Below are 20,001 nucleotides of genomic sequence, written 5' to 3'. Positions count from 1 at the left end.
AGTTAAATTTATTTTTTAATCTTCTTGTCTTTTAATTTTCAGAATATAATTTTCCAACTCTAATTCATCGGTATCCACTAATTCGAAATCACTAAAATGAGTTAAATGTTTCTCAAAAAATGCTGTAACTTTTTCTTTTTCTAACGATGGATGAACTTTAATTCCGTTGAATTTTATATTCTTCATATAGACATAAAAATCGTAATCAAAATCGGTTTCTCCTAAATATGTATTGGCAATTTTCCCTTTCCATTTGATATCAAAAACACCAAATTCTTCTGTATCTAAAAACGTAATTTCGTTCTGTGCAACCGTGTCATTTCCTAACATCGAAATACCAAAAGCAAGATTTTCAGACTCGTCAAGATTTACTGGAAGAGGATCAATTTCGAAAGTTTTTTTATTGAGTTGATTAAAATCTAATTGCACATCATTTTCGATCTTTATTCCTTTATTGTTCCAATATGTACTCGAAATGATAGCATGATCATAATTAATCCAAAGTTGTTTTTCTGCATTCTCTTCAGAAATATCGTCTATTTCATCCAAATCATCTTTATATTCTTCTTCTTCATCATAATTATCTGATTCTAAATGAAGATCCATCCAAAGGTCAAAATTTTCATCAAGGCGAGCACTCCAAACAAAATCTATTACTTTGTGTCCGTTTGTAAATGGGCTATTCGAAAAATATATTTTGTTATTATCCTTACTCATAAATTGGGTTTTGACTTATGTTTTTGAATTTACAACGATTATTCTACTCTACAAAATTTTAAAAAATAATTGATTCGTTTATTAGATATTGTCATTGATTCTCAAAGAAATAAAAAAAGTGCAATTTCAATAGAAATTGCACTTTTAAATTATAGTTATGATTTATAAATCAATTGAATTATAAGGTTTCTTTTAACCATTTGAAAAATTCTGTATGCCAAATCACAGAATTTTGAGGTTTTAATACCCAGTGATTTTCTTCAGGGAAATAAATGAAACGAGATTTGATTCCTTTCAATTGTAAAATTTGATAAGCCTCCTGTCCTTGTCCCATTGGCACACGATAATCGTGACCACCAACGTAAATTAACATTGGAGTATTCCATTTATTTACTAGTTCTGTACTACTTGGATCAAATTTAGAATACGTTTTTTGCGCAGCTTTATTATTTGTTTCCCACCAAGCGCCACCAGCATCCCAGTTTGTAAAGAAAATTTCTTCTGTTGTTCCATACATCGATTTCAAATCGAATACACCGTTATGAGAAATAAATGATTTGAAACGACCTTCGTGAATACCTGCTAAATAGTAAACAGAATATCCCCCATAAGATGCACCGACAGCACCACGACGATCTTTATCTACATAAGATTCTTTCGAAATATCATCAATCGCAGCTAAATAATCTTGCATTACTTGTCCTCCCCAATCTTTCGAGATTTGCTCATTCCACTCTACTCCATGACCTGGCATTCCTCGACGGTTTGGCGCAATTACGATATAACCTTGTGCCGCCATTAATTGGAAATTCCAACGAGGAGAATAAAATTGTGTTAAAGCAGATTGTGGTCCACCTTGACAATACAATAAAGTTGGGTATTTTTTATTCGGATCGAAATTTGGTGGATAAATTACCCATGCATGCATTTCTTTTCCGTCTGTTGTTTTAATTTTACGTGCTTTTACATCACTCAACGCTATGTTATCAAAGATCTCTTTGTTTTCATTTGTTAATTGCGTTAATGCTCCAGATTTTAAATCAACCACATAAATTTCTGCAGCGTGATTAATGTCTGTTTTTGTAACAATTGCTTTATTCCCAACAACTTCTTTGATGTCTGCAATGTCAAAATCCCCTTTTGTAATTTGTTTGATAAAAGGCATTTTTCTCATTTTGAAGTTTACATCAACCTCGAATAATTGAATTGTTCCTCCAACTGGTGCATTGAAATAAATTTTGTTTCCATCATTGCTCCATTTATAACCTTGTACCGTTCCGTCCCAATGTTTTGTAATATTCATTTCGATATCACCACGACGAACGATTAAGTCATTTTTATCTGCTTCGTAACCATCTCGTTCCATGCTCAAAAACGCAAAATCTCCTTGAGAAGAAAAACTTGGTGTATTGTCATAACCCAATTTTCCTTCCGTGATATTTTTCGTCGTTTTCGTAGCTAAATCGTATTGATAAATATCTGTGTTTGTGCTTAATGCGTAATCTGTTCCAAATTTCTTCTTAGAAACATATAATATTTTACTTCCATCTGGTGTCCATACAAATTCTGAAACTGAATATGGTTCATCTTTTAAAACATCAATTTTAGTCGAACCTTCTTTGTTTTCTGACACAAATAAATGATCGTAATTTCCATCATTCCAAGTATCCCAATGTCTGTAATTTAATTCGTTATAAATCTGCACATTCGACTTGTCCATTTCTGGATAATAATCAGAACCAAAAACCTTTTGTAATTTAACTTTATCAGTTTCTGCTTTATATTGTTGAGATTTATTCAACGATTCGTCAGCCAAAAGCGTTTTATAATCTTCGATTTCCGAAGCTTTTCCTCCTGCTAACGAAATCATATACGTTTTCGATGTGTCTTCTTGTGTTTTTACGTTAGTAGAAGTTACTTTGTAAATCAGATTTTTTTGATCTTTCGTTACTCCAACTGGAGCTACTTTTTTTACTTGCCAAAGAAGTTCTGGCGTCATTACTTTTTGTCCCATTGCTGTTGTCGATATCAAGATACTTGCGACTAATACAGAAAATCTATTCATGTTAATTTCAAATCTAAATAATTGTAAAAGTAACAATTCTTTATGGAGAAAGGTAAAATTTATAGATAAAAAAAGACATCATCTAGTACAAATTGTACTTAAATGATGTCTCCGCTAATAATTTTTTTCAAATCGTCTAATCGATTCTTAAAATTAGGCTATATATTTTATATTAAACTACTTAATTAAAAGTTTAACTTATTTTTATGAGTAAAAACTGGAATAATTGCTCCAAAAACTAAGTTTTGTTGGGAGAACACAATATCCTGTTTTGCTTTATCAGCTTTGTTTGCAGTTGTACGAATATCACTCAAGTTAGCATATCCACCCTTTAATTCGGCCTGTACAAAGAAATAATCCCAAAAAGTAAAGTTAATCCCAACCATTGCAGCTGTTGCAAAACCTGCTAAGTGAAACTCATCATAACGTTCATTACCCATCAATTTTACGTTAGAACGTGGATATAAAATCCCTGCTCCCAAACCAGCTGTTACGTTAACATCGATTCCTTTTCCGTTTTTTGTAATTGGGAAATGTTGAATATTATCAAAACGACGAACCTCTAAATTAGCATAGTTCAAACCATCTGTATGCTCAAACGTTAAGAAATCTTCTGTCAATTTTTGATCGACATTATTATATGTTCCATCGTAATCTGAACCTGTGTTGATGTGACCATTCATTTTTACAACTTGATCTTGATCCATCACATATTTCATGTGATCTATCCCGAAAGAGATATTCCAATTATCCGAAACAAAGTAACCTAAACGGAAGTTATATTGCGGAATCGTCATAGAACTTGGATTGAAATACTTGATTCCAAAGGAAGTTTGACGGTCATGAGCTGCTACATTATCTAACGTAAAATCGTACCCATCTCCTTTGAACTGAATATCTGATTTTGTATACTGCGCGTGATTCCAACCCCAATAAATATAAAATTTACCTTTATTATTTTTTCCTTGCCCGAAAGTAGTTGCAACCAAAGCAACTAAAAACATTACACTTATATACTTTCTCAAAATTTAACTTTTTGCAAATCTATTCTTAAAAAAATTGAGTAAAAATGATTTATGATATCAATTTTATATCTTAGCAATATTTAAAATCAATAAACATTGTTAAGCGTCATAAAATAAAATGATAAATATTTATTAAAAATAATCTCCTCTATTTTGTAATTAAAAATTAAAATATATTTTTGTGACATAATGAAAGACTACCTGATAAAACATAGCATCGGAATTTTTTTCACGCTTCTTTTGGTGTTCAGTACGAATATGCAAGGGTTAGCGGCTTATGTAGATTATCAGATGAAAATGGAGCAACGAGACAAAAAAGATTCTTCTGACAATGATCAAAAAGCTTTGTTTTCTCAAACTTCAACTGAAGAAGAAAATAATCAGAAAAATTCTTCGAGCGAAATCACAGAAAAAATACATTATTTCCACGAAATAAAATTGTTTACATTTTTTAATGTTAAACAAACTACACATTCGGATTTTCATCATTCTAATCCATATGCGTCTTTAGACAATGGTGTGACAACTCCACCTCCTGAATTAGTTTAATTTTTTAATTGATTTTTTGCATCATTCTATTCAAATCTATTGAATGGGCTGCAAATTTATTTTTATCATTTTAAATTATTAAATAATTCATTTTAAAACTATTATGAATCTTTTTCAAAATTGGAAAAAGGACATACCTGCGAGTATTGTTGTCTTTTTCGTTGCATTACCTTTATGTTTAGGTGTTGCGTTGGCCAGTGGTGCGCCTTTATTTGCCGGAATTATTGCGGGAATTGTAGGAGGAATTGTTGTTGGTCTTATTTCTAAATCCCAAATTGGTGTTTCTGGTCCTGCGGCTGGTTTGGTCGTTATTGTATTAACTGCTATTACAGATTTGGGCGCTTACGACCTATTTTTAGTGGCGGTTGTTATCGCCGGAATTTTTCAGATATTACTAGGTATTCTAAAAGCTGGGGTTATTGGTTATTACTTTCCGTCTTCGGTGATTAAAGGAATGTTGTGTGCGATTGGTATTTCAATTTTCTTGAAACAAATTCCGTTAGCGTTAGGATATACAGAAACATTTAGTTTTAGTAATTTTAGTTTAGATTTTATCACACCAGGAGCGATTATTATTACAGCAATCTCTTTATTTATCTTGATTGTTTGGGACAATATTTTAGGAAAAAAATCAAACTTTTTCAAATTATTACCAGGATCATTAGTAGCTGTATTAGTGGGTATTTTGTACCAAGTTACAATTGGTGATACCAACCACGAAGTATTTTCTATCGACCACAATTTATTAGTAAAAGTTCCTGTTCCTGAAAGTGTTTCAGATTTCTTAGGACAATTTACTATGCCCGATTTCGCCTCTGGATTAACAAATCCTATGGTTTGGCAAGTTGCATTTACCATCGCAATTGTAGCATCATTAGAGACTTTATTATCTGTAGAAGCAACTGATAAATTAGATCCTTTAAAACGTCAAACACCTACAAATCGAGAATTGATTGCACAAGGTGTCGGAAACTCTTTAGCTGGTTTAATTGGAGGTTTACCTGTTACGCAAGTTATTGTACGTTCATCTGCAAATGCAATGAGTGGCGGGCTTACAAAACTTTCTACAATTACGCACGGTGTTTTATTATTAATGAGTGTGATCTCTATTCCAATGTTTTTAAATTTAATTCCAAATGCGGTTTTAGCTTCTATTCTATTGGTTATTGGATACAAATTAGGTAATCCGAAACAATTCTTGGATATGAAAAAATTAGGAAAAGATCAGTTAATTCCGTTCGCAGTAACAGTTATTGCAATTTTGGCAACAGATTTATTAAAAGGTATCATCATTGGTCTTATTGTTGGTGTAGTGGTTTCCTTAATCAAATCTTACAATAACTCGCACGTAATGTTGGTGAAAGAAGGAAATGTTTTCCATATGAATTTTGCTGAGGAGGTAACGTTTGTAAACCGCGGTGCAATTGTAAAAGAATTAGATGGTTTGAAACTTGGTTCTAATCTTGAATTAGATGTTCGTAAAACACGAATTTTAGATTATGATATTATTGAATATTTAGATGAATTTAAAGTCAAAGCAAAAAATAATAACATTAATATTCGACTAATTTCCGAACGTGGAACAGTCGATAATCCCCCATCATTCAGAGAGTTTTTTGGTTACGTATTAGTTGCCGGAGCTCATTAATCTGAAAATATAAAAAATAACACACACACAATAAAATTAAATAAAATGAAAGCACATACATCAGAAACTCAAGCAACAACAACTCCAGATAAAGCGTTAGAATTTTTAAAAGAAGGAAATGCAAGATTTGTTCAAAATTTAAAAGCGAACAGAGATTTACTTTCACAAGTGAATGACACAAGAGAGGGACAATGGCCGTTTGCGGTTGTTTTGAGCTGTATTGATAGCCGTACTTCTGCAGAACTTATTTTCGATCAAGGTTTAGGAGATATTTTTAGTGTACGAATTGCTGGTAATTTCGTTAATCAAGATATTTTAGGTTCGATGGAATTTGGAACAAATGTGGCTGGCTCTAAATTGATTGTTGTCTTAGGACACTCTAAATGTGGTGCTTTGAAAGGCGGATTAGACGCTGAAGCGATTCACAAAACTGGAATGAATAATTTGTGTCATTTGGTTGATCATTTCAATCCAATTATCGACGAAATTATAAAAGAAGGTGAAGAACGTTCTTCTAAAAATGCAGATTTATTAGAAAGATTAAATCATCAAAACGTTATACAAACAATAGAAGATATTCGTAACCAAAGTACAACCTTGAACACCTTAGAAAAAGAAGGGAAAATCAAGATAATAGGTGCAAACTACTGTGTAGATTCAGGCGTTGTAACTTGGTTATAAAACAATTAATTCTTTAGATATTTTTTAGTAATGTAAAAGCCACTCGCAGAGTGGCTTTTGTTATTTAGAAGTATATTTTTTCCATTCCTTAAATCTGCTATCAATCTTTGCTTTAATAAGTAAATAATTTTGCTCTGAATCTTTAACATTATAAACAGATTTTTTGTCAATTATCTTCTCGAATATCTTTGTGTAATCATCCAAATATGATCCATTATTCTTAGAAAAATCACTATTATCTTCGTAATAATCATTTGTAAATTTTCTTCCAATATCACTTAAATCAGCAGATAAAAACTTACCATCAGAATAACTATTAATAAACTCAGCTCCAGTTATTATGTTATTTTTCACAGAATCAATTCCAGCTTGTGAATCTTTTTTCAACTCTGAAGAAATTAAATCATTATCAATACACCACTTCATATACATTCCAATATGAGTTGACGCATTTTCTTGAGCTAAATCTTTTGGAAAATCATTTCCATAATGCCAAGAAGCATCATCATATTTAGAAATTTCTTTAGAAGAACTTTCTTTCTGTTTTAAACAATTCACATTCAAAACAAGTACTATAAGTAGAAATATTTTTTTCAAATTCATTTAATTTAAATTACAAATCAATTCGTTAATAACCTAATTTACTCAGCAAACTTACTTAAAGACTTAGCTGACGACGTTCTGAACCTAGTCAGCTTTGTATTTTACTAAGCTGACGGTGTCTTTTACCAAGCTGGCTTGATTACGAACCAAGAGGACGAGGTAACCTAACCCCAAATTTGACGTTCCTGACATGGTCAGCTAAGTTCTGGACGTAATCAACTAGGTGCAAAACCTCATCAGCTTACTAAAATACAAAGCTAGCTTACTTCGGAACGTAATCAGCTTGCTTCAGAACCACGTCGACTACGTTCGGAACGTGGTCAGCTAAGTTTGAAACGTAGTCAAGATCCATTAAAATCGCTCGAATTGACAAATTTTCACATCAACACATTAGCTCATTTTCAAATTATCCTTTCTTCGGCAACTCTTTCAAGAAATTATATCTTTTTTGAACAAAATCCATCATACAATAAAAATGATTCAAACCATTTGTTACCATCAACAATTGAGAACCTAACACAATGTTGTAACGCGCTATTTGATCAAAAGTTGCTTGCGAAATTGCAATATGCGGCGCTTTACATTCCACCATAATAAATGGTTTTTCTTGCTGATAAACGACAATATCTGCACGTTTTCGCATTCCTGTAATATCAATTGCAACTTCCAACGCAATCGCCGAAGTTGAATAACCCAAATCGTTGATTAAATAATTCAGAACGTGTTGCCTAACCCATTCTTCGGGCGTATAGACCAACCATTTTTTTCGAATCAAACAAAAGATATACAATTTATCTTGGGCTTGTTTCAATCTTATTTGGTATTTTTCGGAAAAATTTAATTGTACTAATTCAGTCATTGTATGAGTCCTGTAGAATCTTTGATCAAAGATATAAAAAACAAAAACTATAAACCGATTTACTTCTTGGCGGGCGACGAGCCGTTTTTCATCGATCAGGTAACTGATTTGTTGGAAGCAAATATTTTACCAGAAGAAGAAAAAGGTTTTAACCAAACAATAGTTTATGGACAAGATGTAGAAGTTGGACAATTGATTGGAATGGCGCGTCAATACCCGATGGGTGCAGAAAAATCTGTAGTGATTGTAAAAGAAGCGCAACATCTTAGCCGTTCGATAGATCAGTTGGAAATGTATGCAAATCAAGTACAAGATTCGACGGTTTTAATCATCAATTACAAAGGAAATTCACTTGATAAACGCAAGAAAATCTATAAAGTTCTGAATGAAAAAGGGTATTACCACGAATTCAAAAAGATTTATGAAAGCGAGTTACCTGCTTGGATAGAACAAAAAGTTGGAGATAATCAATTTAAGATTGAACCAAAAGCAAAGTTTTTGTTGACGGAATATGTGGGAGCTGATTTATCTCGTTTGAACAATGAATTAGAAAAACTCTTTACAATTGTTGGTGCAGATAAAACTATCACACCAAAACATATCGAAGAACATATCGGAATTAGTAAAGATTATAATGTGTTTGAACTTCGCAATGCAATCGAAACGAAGAACATCGAAAAAGCATTCAAAATCATTAAATATTTCGAGAAAAATCCGAAGGATAACCCATACGTCGTTTCAATCACAACAATTTTTAATCTGTTTACAAACATCATTCAAATACATGTTACGCCAGATAAATCGAAGCAAAATTTGGCAAAAGTATTAGGAATTAATCCCTACTTTGTACAAGGAATGATGACCGCTGCGAGTAATTATCCGCTAAAAAAAGCCACGAAAATTATCTCATTTATTCGCGAATATGATTTGAAAGGAAAAGGTGTTGGAACTACTGGAAATGTGACACCAAGCCAATTATTAATTGAATTAGTGTATAAAATTATGAATCTATAATTTTCATCTATTTATAGAATCGAAAAAAATAAATAAGAAATACTAAATTTGTAAAAAAATAAAACAACACAATGGAAAATAACGTAAGAGATGTTATCATAATAGGATCTGGACCTGCGGGTTATACAGCGGGAATTTATGCAGCACGCGCGAACATGAATCCTTTGATTTTAACTGGTATGGAGCCAGGTGGACAATTAACAACAACTACAGATGTTGAGAATTTCCCAGGTTATCCAGAAGCAGTTACAGGACCAGAATTGATGGCTGATTTACAAAAACAAGCGGAACGTTTTGGAACTGAAATAAAATACGAATATGTAACGGAAGTAACTTTTGGAGAAAAAGAAGGTGACGTACATACTGTAAAATCGAACAATGGAACTTACCAAGCTCGTTCTATTATTATTTCGACTGGTGCAACTGCGAAATATTTAGGTTTAGATGATGAAACTAAATACGCTGGTAGTGGAGTTTCAGCTTGTGCAACTTGCGATGGTTTCTTTTACCGCGGTAAAGATGTTGCAGTAGTTGGTGGTGGTGATACAGCTGCTGAAGAAGCAACTTACTTATCTAAACTTTGTAACAAGGTTTATTTATTGGTTCGTAAAGAAGAAATGCGCGCGTCTAAAGCGATGCAAGATCGTGTTGCAAATACGCATAATTTAGAGGTTTTATATAACCACGAATTAATTGGTTTGGAAGGAAACAATGTTGTTGAAAAAGCGAAAATCATCAACAATGTTACAAACGAAGAAAAAGAATTAATCGTTGATGGAGTTTTTATCGCGATTGGACATAAACCAAATACAGAATTATTCCAAGGGAAATTGGATATGGACGAAACGGGATATTTAATCACGCAAGATCGTTCGTACAAAACAAATGTACCTGGTGTTTTTGCTGCTGGTGATGTACAAGATTCTGTATACAGACAAGCAATTACTGCTGCTGGTTCTGGTTGCGCTGCTGCATTAGACGCAGAACGTTATGTTGCAGAATTTTTTGACGAAATATAATATCGTTTAGCATATATAAGAAAAAACAAAAGCTCAACCAATGGTTGAGCTTTCTTCTTATTGTTTAAATCCTTCAAATTGATACCAATATTTATCTATTGTAAATAGAGATTGAAATCTCGAAGCACTACAGATTTTGTTACAGATACGTCAAAATATTCCCTCTGGTTTTCAACCAACCTGTAATACTATATCTTGGTCGATTAACGGTTTTTACTTCGTGTGGAATACTTTTACTATCAAAAACAGCCAAACGACCAGCAAGAGGTAAAATATCTAATTCTTTTTCAGACTTATTCTCATCTGCCAAATACAAGGTCAATTGTCCGCCAAATTCATCTTTCCATTCTTCATCATTCAAATACAACACAATAGAAAGTGTGCGTCTATCATCATTCTTGAAAGCATCAACATGTTTTTTGTAAAATGTCCCTTCGGGATAAATGGCATAATGAAATTCACTTTCTTCAATGCCCATGTAACATGTTAGATTGAGATACTCAATAAAATCATTGATTTTTGAGAAAAAAATTTCTTCCGTTTCTGTTTTATTTTCTTCATCAATCCATCTGATTTTATCTCCTCTGATTGATTTTACAATTTGTTCGTTAACCGAACTTCCTACGGCTGCTTGATGAAAATCTTTTTTATTTTCTTTTCGAATTATTGCTTCGCGAAGTTGCTTTGTTTCCTCTGTTGAGAAAAAAAAGTCTGAAATAGAGTATTTTTGATTTGATAAGTCATCAATAATCTTTTCATAAATTGGGTTTAATGTAATATTACTCATTCATTATTATGAAAACTTCAGTAAAAGTATATTTTATTACGAAAAACATAATCATATTTTTAAGTTTTTTTTCAAAAAAAGGACATAAAAAAATCTGTCCTCAAAAAATAGTTTTAATTATCAATTACTTAAACCAGTCAACTTTATTCAACTGATAAATAAAATTTAACTTTGGCTCTTCTCCAAAATATTCAATTTGTTCTTCTTTCACTTTTTTACAACCCAATCGCTCCACTGCAATTTGCGAACGTACATTATCAGCGCCAACATGTAAATAAATTTTGTCAACAAACTGAAAAATATAATCAAACATTAACTTCTTAACGGACGGATTAAAGCCTTTTCCCCAACAATTCGTCGAATAAAACGTATATCCAACCAAAATAGACGAATCTTGCTCATTATAATCGTAAAAACGAGAACTACCAACAACTTGATTTGTCTGTTTATCAATAATCTTGAAAGCGCCTTTACTTTGAATTGCACCTTCGAAAAAATTCATAAAAACATCTCTTTTCCAACGATTTTTATTTGGATGTTGTTCCCAAACTTTCGGATCGGAAGCAGCTAAATATAAGACTTCAAAATCATTATAGTTGAGTGGTTGAAGTTCTACCAAATCATTCTCTAAATTGGGCTGAATATTTATCATTTGTTTCATTTAATACAACACTAATTTACATTATTCTTGTACGATATCCATTAAAAAATAATCATTAATTGAATGAAATTTTCTCAAAATAAAATCAAATCATTAACTTTAGTAAAAACAAAAACCAATAAAATTATGACTCAAAAAACGATTGGACTTTTTATAGGAAGTTTACGAAAGGAAGCTAATTCCAGAAAAATTGCTAAAAATTTAATAAAAATGACGCCCGAGGGATTTACCTTTAAGATAATTGAAATTGGACAATTAGAATTTTATAACCAAGATTTTGATGACCGTAATCAAGTTCCTGATTCTTACACTACTTTTCGTAAAGAAGTTTCTGAATTGGATGGCCTAATTTTTATCACACCAGAATATAATCGATCTATGCCAGCGGTTCTAAAAAATGCTTTAGATGTTGCTTCTCGTCCTTTCGGAAAAAATGTTTGGGATAATAAACCAGGTGCGATTATTAGTAGTTCTACTGGTACTATAGGTGGTTTTGGAGCGAATCATCATTTAAGACAATCCTTAACTTTTTTGAATATTCCGACTATGCAACAACCCGAAATTTATTTAGGAAAACTAAAACCAGATGTGTTTGATGAAAATGGATATTTTAATAACGAAAAAACAACAAGTTTCATTCAGAATTTTGTAGATGCATATGTAAAATGGTTTCAACAACTAACAAAATAAATCTAGAATTTTATTGATTATTACTGTACGACTAACTAACTTCACAGAAAAAATATGTTTTTAAATTTTGAAGATAAAGCTAATCTTATTTCTAAACTAAAAAGTTTAAAAGTAGATCAACAGCCAGAATGGGGAATTATGACACCTCAACATATGGTTGAACATTTGATTGTAACCACTAAAATTTCAAATGGAGGTTTAACAGTACCTTGTCGAATTCCTGCAGAGCAAATTCCTCAATACAAATCATTTTTATTAGAATCTGATTATGAAATGCAAAAAGGGATAAAAGCAAACGGAATGGAAGGTTTACTGGATTTACGATACCCTTCTTTAGAAGCTTCAATCGAGAAGTTGGAACAAGAAATTGATAAATTCCATTATTATTTTACAGAAAATCCTGATGCAAAAATTGTCAATCCAGTTTTAAATGAGATTGGATACGAAGATTGGAAAACATTTCATAAAAAACATTTTACACATCATTTCAAACAGTTTGGTTTGATGTAATTCAGATAAAATAAAAGCTCAGTTATAAACTGAGCTTTTATTTTATTTATACCAACTACTATACATCAAATAATTATTGGCGATTCTTTCTATTTCACCTTCTTTCAATTCTTTTGGAACATCTTTAATTTTTTTCGCTGGAATTCCAGCCCATAATTCTCCTTCTTTTACATGCGTTCCTTTGGTTAAAATCGCACCAGCGGCAATCAAAGAATTAGATTCAATAATGCAGTCATCCATCACAATTGCGCCCATTCCAACCAATACATTATTGTGTATTGTACAACCATGTACAATTGCATTATGCCCTATCGAAACATTATTTCCAATTGTTGTTGGCGATTTTTGATACGTTGAATGTATCGTTGCGTTATCCTGAATATTTACTTTGTTTCCCATTTTGATATAATGTACATCTCCACGCACAACTGCTGAAAACCAAATTGAGCAATTATCTCCCATTTCTACCTCTCCTACAACCACAGCATTATCCGCTAAAAAGCAGTTTTCACCGAACTTTGGTGTTTGTCCATTTAATTCTTTAACTATTGCCATAACAAAATCTATAATTCTAATGATAAAGATACATTTTTATAGCGTATTTTTGTAGAACTATGAGAGTATACGAAGAAATTACACCTAATAATAATGTGATGAAGTTCGTTTGTGACGAGACTTTAACACAAGGTGGCGTGGAATTCGATAAAGAATCTACAGCTACCGAATCTCCTTTAGCGCAAGTTTTATTGACTATACCATTTATTCAAAAAATATTTATCACAGCGAATTTTGTTGCGATAGAAAAAATAGATGCTGTTGATTGGGCTGATGTTACAGAAGATTTGAAAGAAATTATCAATGAACATTTAGAAGAAAACGCAATTTTAGCACCAATGAAAAAGGCTCCTATTTCTATTTATGCAGAAATGACGCCTAATCCTGCTGCGATGAAATTCGTTTCAAATTCTATGTTAGCGCCAGAAATCATCGAAATAAAATCGAAAGAAAAAGCTGCTGGAGTTCCATTAGCTGTTGCGATTTACAAAGAATATCCTTTTGTTGAAGAAGTTTTTATTGTTGATAATTATGTTTCTTTAACGAAAAACGAAACAGAAGATTGGTCACTTTGGGCGATGGATGTTCGTTCGTTTATTACGAATTATTTACAAGCTGGAGGTCCTGTTTTTGATGAATTTTATGAATTCACAACAGAAGCTCCTGAACATGTTGTGGTAAAACCTGCTGAAGAGTTTTCTTCTGTTGAGCAACAAATCAAAGCTATTTTAGACGAATATGTTCAACCAGCAGTTGCAAATGATGGTGGAAACATAGAATTAATTGAATTTGATGAAGAAACGAGAACAGCAAAAATGTTATTACAAGGTGCTTGTTCTGGTTGTCCGTCTTCTACAGCAACGCTTAAAAATGGTATCGAAGGTATTTTAAAACAAATGATGCCTGATGTTGTAGACAACGTTGAAGCTGTAAATGGATAAGATTAAAAATATTTTTATTTAAAAAATCTCAGAGCAAAATGCTCTGAGATTTTTTATTTTTTTTCTATTTTCCTCCACTCCTATTTGCTTCTTCTGCATTAGAAGTTTGACGTTTACTCACATTGATTTTTGAATTACCAAATTTATAAGAAACCGAAAAACGTATCGATTGCGAATCATAATATTGTCTAAACGATTGCGAAATATTTTGCACATTTGTCGACAATGTTGAAAGATCTGTTTTGAAAATATCATAAGCCATCAACGACAACGTTAATTTCTTATCCATCGCCAAATATTTAAAACCTATATCTAACGAAGAACTTGAACTATAATTAAATTCTCTGTTTTTTCCTTTTGGTGTAAACGTATAATTAGCTTGGGCCGTGAACGTTTTTTTAGTATTCAAATTCAGGTTATTATAAACCGAAAAATTAGCTCCATTTCCTGTATATTCTTTATCTAACACATCAATTTCATTGATTGATTTATTAAATACAAAATTAAATTCAAGATTAGATTCCCACCATTTATAAGGTTTTAGAGTTGATGATAAACTAATTCAGTAATTAGACATTTTATAATAATTTAATCGCTTAAATATTTGTGTTTGCATCAATTCTCCATCCAATTCTTATTCTTGATGAAAGACATTTTGACCAAAACCATCTTGTATATTTTGATAATAAAATTTTGCTTGTAAATAATCTTTGAATCCATAACTTAACTCGAAATTATACACAAAAGCTGGTTGCATAAAAGGATTTCCTTCTGTGTAAGAAATAGGATTACTGTACCATTTATCTGGATTTAATTCCCAAAAAGCTGGTCGTTGAATTCTTCGACCAAAATTAAAATTGAACGAATAATCTTCTGTTGGCTGATATTGAATATAAAACTTTGAAAAGTGCTTATCATAAAAATCAATTAGCAGAAAAAATTGTACAATTTTTAGAGAATTATCAATCGATATAAAACGAAAAAAAGGACTTCAATAGAAGTCCTTTTTTATATTTATTTGCAAATTGTTTTAATCACAATCTCCATCAACATCACAAGAAGCACCATTTTGTGGTTGATCCAAATGATCTTTTTCGTAAGCCTGTGTCAAAGCAGAAACGAAATACTCGACAGGTTGAGCGCCAGAAAGTGCATATTTACGGTCAATTACAAAAAACGGAACCCCAGAAACACCGATATTACGTGCATCTAAAATATCCGAAGCAACTTCAAAAACATTTGCATCAGAATTTAGCATTTCAAGAACTTCGGTTTTGTTCAAACCAATTTCTTCACCCAATTCAGCCAAAACTTCATAATCAGCTACATTTTTACCTTCAGTAAAATACGCTTTAAAAAGTCTTTCTTCTGCTTCCGAACCTTTTCCATTCGCTTGCGCAAAATGGATCAAACGATGAGCATCACCTGTATTGACAACTTTAGAATTTTGTTGTTGAAAATCAATTCCAACAGCTTTTCCCATTTCAGCTAATTGATTATTCATTGCCGAAACTTGTTCTTCCGAAATTCCTTTTGTTTTGATTAAATAATCATTGACAGAAGTAATTTCAGTTTTAGATAAATCAGGATTTAACTGAAAACTTTTCCATTCAAACTGTATTTTATCTTGATAAGGAATTTGCGTTAAAGCTTGTTCAAAATGTTTTTTTCCAATATAACAGAACGGACACATTACATCCGACCAGATTTCAATTTTCATTATAGAAATTTTTGGTGTAAAAGTTTGTAAAAATACGCTTTTTATTTGAATGGATTCGGTTATTTTTCGGTTAATTTCATCTTGAAAAATTATTAACAATATCTTGAAAAATAATCGTGCTAAATTGAGTTTTAAATTTGTTTAAGACAAGGTTTAAATTACCTTTGCAGTGAACCAAGATAAGATGATTAGTTTCATTTTTATTCCAAAACAAATAACGAACAAACAATATGTCAACACACGTAGTAGTCGGTCTTCAATGGGGTGACGAGGGAAAAGGAAAAATTACAGATGTATTAGCCGAAAAATCGGATTATGTTGTACGCTACCAAGGTGGTAACAACGCTGGTCATACTGTATATGTGGGCGATGATAAATTTGTCTTACACTTATTACCTTCTGGAGTTTTACAATGCAAAGGAAAATGTATTATTGCGAATGGTGTCGTAGTAAATCCTGAAGCTTTTTTTGCAGAAACTGAACAATTAGAAGCAAAAGGTTATTCTACAGATCACGTTTTTATCTCAAGAAGAGCGCATATCATTATGCCTTATCACATTTTGTTAGACGAATATCGTGAAGAATTTGCAGGAAAAGATAGTCAAATTGGTACAACAAAACGCGGAATTGGTCCTTGTTATGAGGATAAAGTAGCGCGCGTTGGTATTCGTGCTATTGATTTGTTAAATCCTGATGTTTTAGCAGAAAAAATCAAAGAAAATTTAGTGGTTAAAAATGCTTTATTCGAAAAATTATTCAATAAAGAGCCATTAAAATTTGAAGATATTTACGAAAAATATTTAGCTTACGGAGAGCGTTTGAAAGAACGTATCATGGATTCTGAATTAGAAATCAATCACGCGATTGACAAAGGTAAAAATGTATTATTCGAAGGTGCACAAGCATTAATGTTAGACATCGATTTTGGTACATATCCATTCGTTACATCATCTTCTCCTACAACTGGTGGAGTTTGTGTTGGTGCTGGAGTTCCTCCTACAAAATTGAAAAATTTGATTGGAGTTTCGAAAGCATATTGTACACGCGTTGGTAACGGTCCTTTCCCTACAGAATTGGACAACGAATTAGGAGAACAAATTCGCCAAGTTGGTCACGAATTCGGAGCATCAACAGGTCGTCCACGCCGCACAGGTTGGTTAGATTTAGTTGCTTTGAAACACGCTTGTATGATTAACGGAATTACACATTTAGTGATTACTAAATTAGATGTAATGTCGAATATTGATACAGTAAAAGTTTGTACAGGTTACAAAACAGAAGATGGAAAAATCATTGATTATTTCACTTCTTCTACAACAAAATTAGCTGATTACGAAGCACAATACGACGAATTACCAGGATGGAAAGAAGATATTACAAACGTAAAATCTTTTGATGAGTTACCGCAAACAGCACAAGACTACATCCACTACATTGAGAAATACTTAGGAATCGAAGTTTATTTAGTTTCGGTTGGACCAGAGCGTTCTCAAAACATTATTAGAACAACTTTATTTTAATAAATTAAATAGTATAGCCTGACTTTTGTTGGGCTATAACTTTATGAGATATTTTTATGAACGAAATTTTAGAACGATTAAAACAATTGAATTTAGGTATAGATTCTATCGTCCCAATAAAAGGTGGTGATATTAACGATGCTTTTCGATTAGAATCGTTTGATAAAAAATATTTTTTAAAGGTAAATTCCGCAAACAACTTTCCTCATCTTTTCAAGAAAGAAGCACGAGCTTTAGAAGCCATCAAAAAAACCAAAACATTTTCGGTTCCGAAAGTAGTAAATGTTGGCGAAGCCGGAAAAGATTTTCAATATTTATTATTAGAATGGATGGAAAACTCTACTCCTACTGTTGTAAATTGGGAAAACTTAGGAAAAAATTTAGCAAAACTTCATCAAAATACAAGTAAACAATTTGGTTGGTCAGAAGATAATTACATTGCAATTGTCGTTCAGCCGAATAGTTTAACAGATTCTTGGAGCGAATTTTATGCAAAAAATCGCATCATGCCAATGATGAAACTACTTCAAAACAAACAATTAATCAATTCAAAACAAATAAAATCTGCAGAGAATTTATGTAAACAATTGAATTCGATATTTCCAGAAGAAAAGCCAGCTTTATTGCATGGAGATTTTTGGAATGGAAATATTTTAGCCAACAAAAAAGGTGAATTCTCGGTTATAGATCCTGCAATTTATTATGGTCATCGCGAAATGGATTTGGCTATTGCAAAGCTTTTTGGAGGATTTGATGATGTATTTTTTGATGCTTATCACGAAAATAATCCTTTAGCACCAAATTTCGAAGAGCGTTTACCGATTGCACAATTATTTCCATTGCTAATACACGCTTACCTTTTCGAAGGTTATTATGTGAAAGATGTGCAAACCATTTTGAAAAAATTTTAAAAAACAAAACAAACAAATACAATGAACAAGTATCAAAATCCTTTAGAATCGAGATATTGTAGTGACGAAATGCTATATATCTTTTCTCCTGAGAAAAAATTTACAACATGGAGACAGCTTTGGATTGCTTTAGCTGAAATTGAAAAGGAACTTGGATTAGATATTACAGACGAACAAATTCAAGAGTTAAAAGATAACGCAACAAATATTGATTATGATGTTGCTGCGGCTTACGAAAAGAAGTTTCGTCATGATGTAATGGCTCACGTGCATACGTACGGAGATGTTGCACCAAGCGCAAAAGCGATTATTCACTTAGGTGCGACTTCAGCTTTTGTTGGTGATAATACAGATTTGATTCAGATTCGTGATGGATTTCAACACGTAAAAGGACAATTAATCAATGTGATTGATGGTTTAGCAAAATTTGCTCGTCAATACAAAGATCTACCAACTTTAGGATTTACACATTTCCAACCAGCACAATTAACAACAGTTGGAAAACGTGCAACTCTTTGGTTACAATCTGTTTTATTAGATTTAGAAGAATTAGAATTCAGAATAGATACGTTACGTTTTCGTGGAGTAAAAGGAACAACTGGTACAGCAGCTTCTTTCAAAGAATTATTTGATGGAGATTACCAAAAAGTAAAAACATTAGACAAAAAATTATCTGAACGTTTCGGATTCAAAAATGTTTTTGCAGTTTCAGGACAAACGTACGATCGTAAAATTGATGCTCAAGCATTAGAATTATTATCAAACATTGCACAATCTGCACATAAATTTACAAACGACTTACGTTTATTACAAAATTTAAAAGAGATTGAAGAACCTTTCGAAAAAAATCAAATTGGATCTTCTGCAATGGCATACAAACGCAACCCAATGCGTTCAGAGCGTATCTCCTCTTTAGCGAAATACGTGATGTCTTTGGCAACTTCTCCTGCAATGGTTGCTTCTACACAATGGTTCGAAAGAACATTAGATGATTCGGCTAACAAACGTTTAGCAGTACCTCAAGCATTTTTAGCGATTGATGCAATTTTAATCATTTGGAACAATATTTTAGATGGTTTAGTCGTTTATCCTAAAATCATCGAAAAGCATATCGCGGAAGAATTACCATTTATGGCAACCGAATATATCATTATGGAAGGTGTTAAAAATGGTGGAGATCGTCAAGAATTACACGAAATTATCCGTACACATTCTATGGAAGCTGCAAAACAAGTGAAAATGGAAGGAAAATCTAACGATTTAATTGAACGTATCATTGCAGATGATAATGTAAAAATTGACAAAGAGAAATTAGTCGAATTATTAGATCCGAAAAACTTTACAGGATTTGCTTCTGAACAAACAGAAGAGTTCTTAAAAGATTTGGTTGATCCAATTATCGAAGAAAATAAAGCACTTTTAGGCGCTCATACAGACCTTAAAGTGTAAACACGCTTAAAACAACACATGAAACAAAAAAAGACTTCCGAATTGGAAGTCTTTTTTTAATTTTAACATTTAATCAA

General features: G+C 32.0%; 20 protein-coding genes and 1 pseudogene. 11 read left to right on the top strand and 10 right to left on the bottom strand.

The window, feature by feature from the left end; all coding sequences use genetic code 11:
• Positions 1–15: 15 nt before the first annotated feature.
• The 3 genes from B4G36_RS08595 to B4G36_RS08585 form a co-directional block, all read right to left on the bottom strand.
• Positions 16–717, bottom strand: coding sequence for a hypothetical protein (locus tag B4G36_RS08595; RefSeq protein WP_291063375.1), 702 nt, complete (start codon positions 715–717; stop codon positions 16–18).
• A 178-nt stretch (positions 718–895) separates the two neighbouring features.
• Complete coding sequence (locus tag B4G36_RS08590) at positions 896–2,782, bottom strand: S9 family peptidase (protein ID WP_291063373.1); 1,887 nt, start codon at positions 2,780–2,782, stop codon at positions 896–898.
• Positions 2,783–2,967: 185 nt separating this feature from the next.
• Entirely contained in the window at positions 2,968–3,807 is an 840-nt protein-coding gene (locus B4G36_RS08585) for a hypothetical protein (protein ID WP_260509658.1), read from the bottom strand.
• Positions 3,808–3,996: 189 nt separating this feature from the next.
• Here B4G36_RS08585 and B4G36_RS08580 point away from each other — a divergent pair, with 189 nt between their 5' ends.
• The 3 genes from B4G36_RS08580 (at position 3,997) to B4G36_RS08570 (ending at position 6,685) form a co-directional block, all read left to right on the top strand.
• Entirely contained in the window at positions 3,997–4,356 is a 360-nt protein-coding gene (locus tag B4G36_RS08580; protein WP_291063372.1) for a hypothetical protein, read from the top strand.
• A gap of 103 nt (positions 4,357–4,459) precedes the next feature.
• A complete protein-coding gene (locus B4G36_RS08575) occupies positions 4,460–6,004 on the top strand; it encodes a SulP family inorganic anion transporter (protein ID WP_291063370.1) in 1,545 nt (514 codons plus the stop codon).
• A 45-nt stretch (positions 6,005–6,049) separates the two neighbouring features.
• Positions 6,050–6,685 (top strand): carbonic anhydrase, encoded by a 636-nt coding sequence (locus B4G36_RS08570; protein ID WP_291063368.1) that lies wholly within the window; start codon positions 6,050–6,052, stop codon positions 6,683–6,685.
• 60 nt (positions 6,686–6,745) lie between these two features.
• Here the strand turns inward: B4G36_RS08570 and B4G36_RS08565 are convergent, their stop codons facing one another.
• Entirely contained in the window at positions 6,746–7,243 is a 498-nt protein-coding gene (locus B4G36_RS08565; RefSeq protein ID WP_291063366.1) for a hypothetical protein, read from the bottom strand.
• A 451-nt stretch (positions 7,244–7,694) separates the two neighbouring features.
• Entirely contained in the window at positions 7,695–8,147 is a 453-nt protein-coding gene (locus tag B4G36_RS08560) for a type I restriction enzyme HsdR N-terminal domain-containing protein (RefSeq protein ID WP_038333621.1), read from the bottom strand.
• Between the two features lie 3 nt (positions 8,148–8,150).
• On the opposite strand from B4G36_RS08560, the gene holA reads away from it, so the two are divergent.
• Together holA and trxB are read left to right on the top strand one after the other, a co-directional pair.
• Positions 8,151–9,161, top strand: coding sequence for a DNA polymerase III subunit delta (holA, locus tag B4G36_RS08555; protein ID WP_291063364.1), 1,011 nt, complete (start codon positions 8,151–8,153; stop codon positions 9,159–9,161).
• Positions 9,162–9,232: 71 nt separating this feature from the next.
• Positions 9,233–10,180, top strand: coding sequence for a thioredoxin-disulfide reductase (gene trxB / locus B4G36_RS08550; protein ID WP_291063362.1), 948 nt, complete (start codon positions 9,233–9,235; stop codon positions 10,178–10,180).
• 139 nt (positions 10,181–10,319) lie between these two features.
• On the opposite strand, the gene B4G36_RS08545 is transcribed toward trxB, so the two are convergent.
• Together B4G36_RS08545 and B4G36_RS08540 are read right to left on the bottom strand one after the other, a co-directional pair.
• On the bottom strand, positions 10,320–10,967 hold the full coding sequence (locus B4G36_RS08545; protein ID WP_291063361.1) for a 2OG-Fe(II) oxygenase: 648 nt from the start codon (positions 10,965–10,967) through the stop codon (positions 10,320–10,322).
• Positions 10,968–11,091: 124 nt separating this feature from the next.
• A complete protein-coding gene (locus tag B4G36_RS08540) occupies positions 11,092–11,628 on the bottom strand; it encodes a GNAT family N-acetyltransferase (protein ID WP_312192825.1) in 537 nt (178 codons plus the stop codon).
• Positions 11,629–11,691: 63 nt separating this feature from the next.
• On the opposite strand from B4G36_RS08540, the gene B4G36_RS08535 reads away from it, so the two are divergent.
• Together B4G36_RS08535 and B4G36_RS08530 are read left to right on the top strand one after the other, a co-directional pair.
• Positions 11,692–12,318 carry an NADPH-dependent FMN reductase gene (locus B4G36_RS08535; protein WP_291063360.1) on the top strand — a complete coding sequence of 209 codons (627 nt, stop codon included), beginning with the start codon at positions 11,692–11,694 and terminating at the stop codon, positions 12,316–12,318.
• Positions 12,319–12,372: 54 nt separating this feature from the next.
• On the top strand, positions 12,373–12,828 hold the full coding sequence (locus B4G36_RS08530) for a hypothetical protein (RefSeq protein WP_291063359.1): 456 nt from the start codon (positions 12,373–12,375) through the stop codon (positions 12,826–12,828).
• A 42-nt stretch (positions 12,829–12,870) separates the two neighbouring features.
• On the opposite strand, the gene B4G36_RS08525 is transcribed toward B4G36_RS08530, so the two are convergent.
• Entirely contained in the window at positions 12,871–13,383 is a 513-nt protein-coding gene (locus tag B4G36_RS08525) for a gamma carbonic anhydrase family protein (RefSeq protein ID WP_291063357.1), read from the bottom strand.
• Positions 13,384–13,442: 59 nt separating this feature from the next.
• Here B4G36_RS08525 and B4G36_RS08520 point away from each other — a divergent pair, with 59 nt between their 5' ends.
• A complete protein-coding gene (locus tag B4G36_RS08520; RefSeq protein ID WP_291063355.1) occupies positions 13,443–14,324 on the top strand; it encodes a NifU family protein in 882 nt (293 codons plus the stop codon).
• A gap of 64 nt (positions 14,325–14,388) precedes the next feature.
• Here B4G36_RS08520 and B4G36_RS08515 read toward each other — a convergent pair.
• Together B4G36_RS08515 and B4G36_RS08510 are read right to left on the bottom strand one after the other, a co-directional pair.
• A pseudogene (locus tag B4G36_RS08515) lies at positions 14,389–15,252 on the bottom strand (outer membrane beta-barrel family protein).
• 102 nt (positions 15,253–15,354) lie between these two features.
• Entirely contained in the window at positions 15,355–16,044 is a 690-nt protein-coding gene (locus tag B4G36_RS08510; protein ID WP_291063353.1) for a DsbA family oxidoreductase, read from the bottom strand.
• A gap of 230 nt (positions 16,045–16,274) precedes the next feature.
• On the opposite strand from B4G36_RS08510, the gene B4G36_RS08505 reads away from it, so the two are divergent.
• The 3 genes from B4G36_RS08505 to purB are packed head-to-tail and all read left to right on the top strand — an operon-like array spanning position 16,275 to position 19,924.
• Positions 16,275–17,564 carry an adenylosuccinate synthase gene (locus B4G36_RS08505; RefSeq protein ID WP_291063351.1) on the top strand — a complete coding sequence of 430 codons (1,290 nt, stop codon included), beginning with the start codon at positions 16,275–16,277 and terminating at the stop codon, positions 17,562–17,564.
• A 56-nt stretch (positions 17,565–17,620) separates the two neighbouring features.
• The gene (locus tag B4G36_RS08500) at positions 17,621–18,475 is read left to right on the top strand and encodes a fructosamine kinase family protein (protein ID WP_291063350.1); all 855 of its coding nucleotides are present in this window, start codon (positions 17,621–17,623) and stop codon (positions 18,473–18,475) included.
• Positions 18,476–18,496: 21 nt separating this feature from the next.
• The gene (gene purB, locus B4G36_RS08495) at positions 18,497–19,924 is read left to right on the top strand and encodes an adenylosuccinate lyase (protein ID WP_291063349.1); all 1,428 of its coding nucleotides are present in this window, start codon (positions 18,497–18,499) and stop codon (positions 19,922–19,924) included.
• The last annotated feature ends 77 nt before the right edge of the window (positions 19,925–20,001 follow it).

This window comes from Empedobacter sp. UBA3239 (assembly GCF_002362875.1).
In the GTDB taxonomy this organism is placed as follows: Bacteria; Bacteroidota; Bacteroidia; order Flavobacteriales; family Weeksellaceae; genus Empedobacter; species Empedobacter falsenii_B.
The sequence above is the reverse complement of the archived record's forward strand: the minus strand, read 5'-3'. Positions and strand labels throughout refer to the sequence as shown.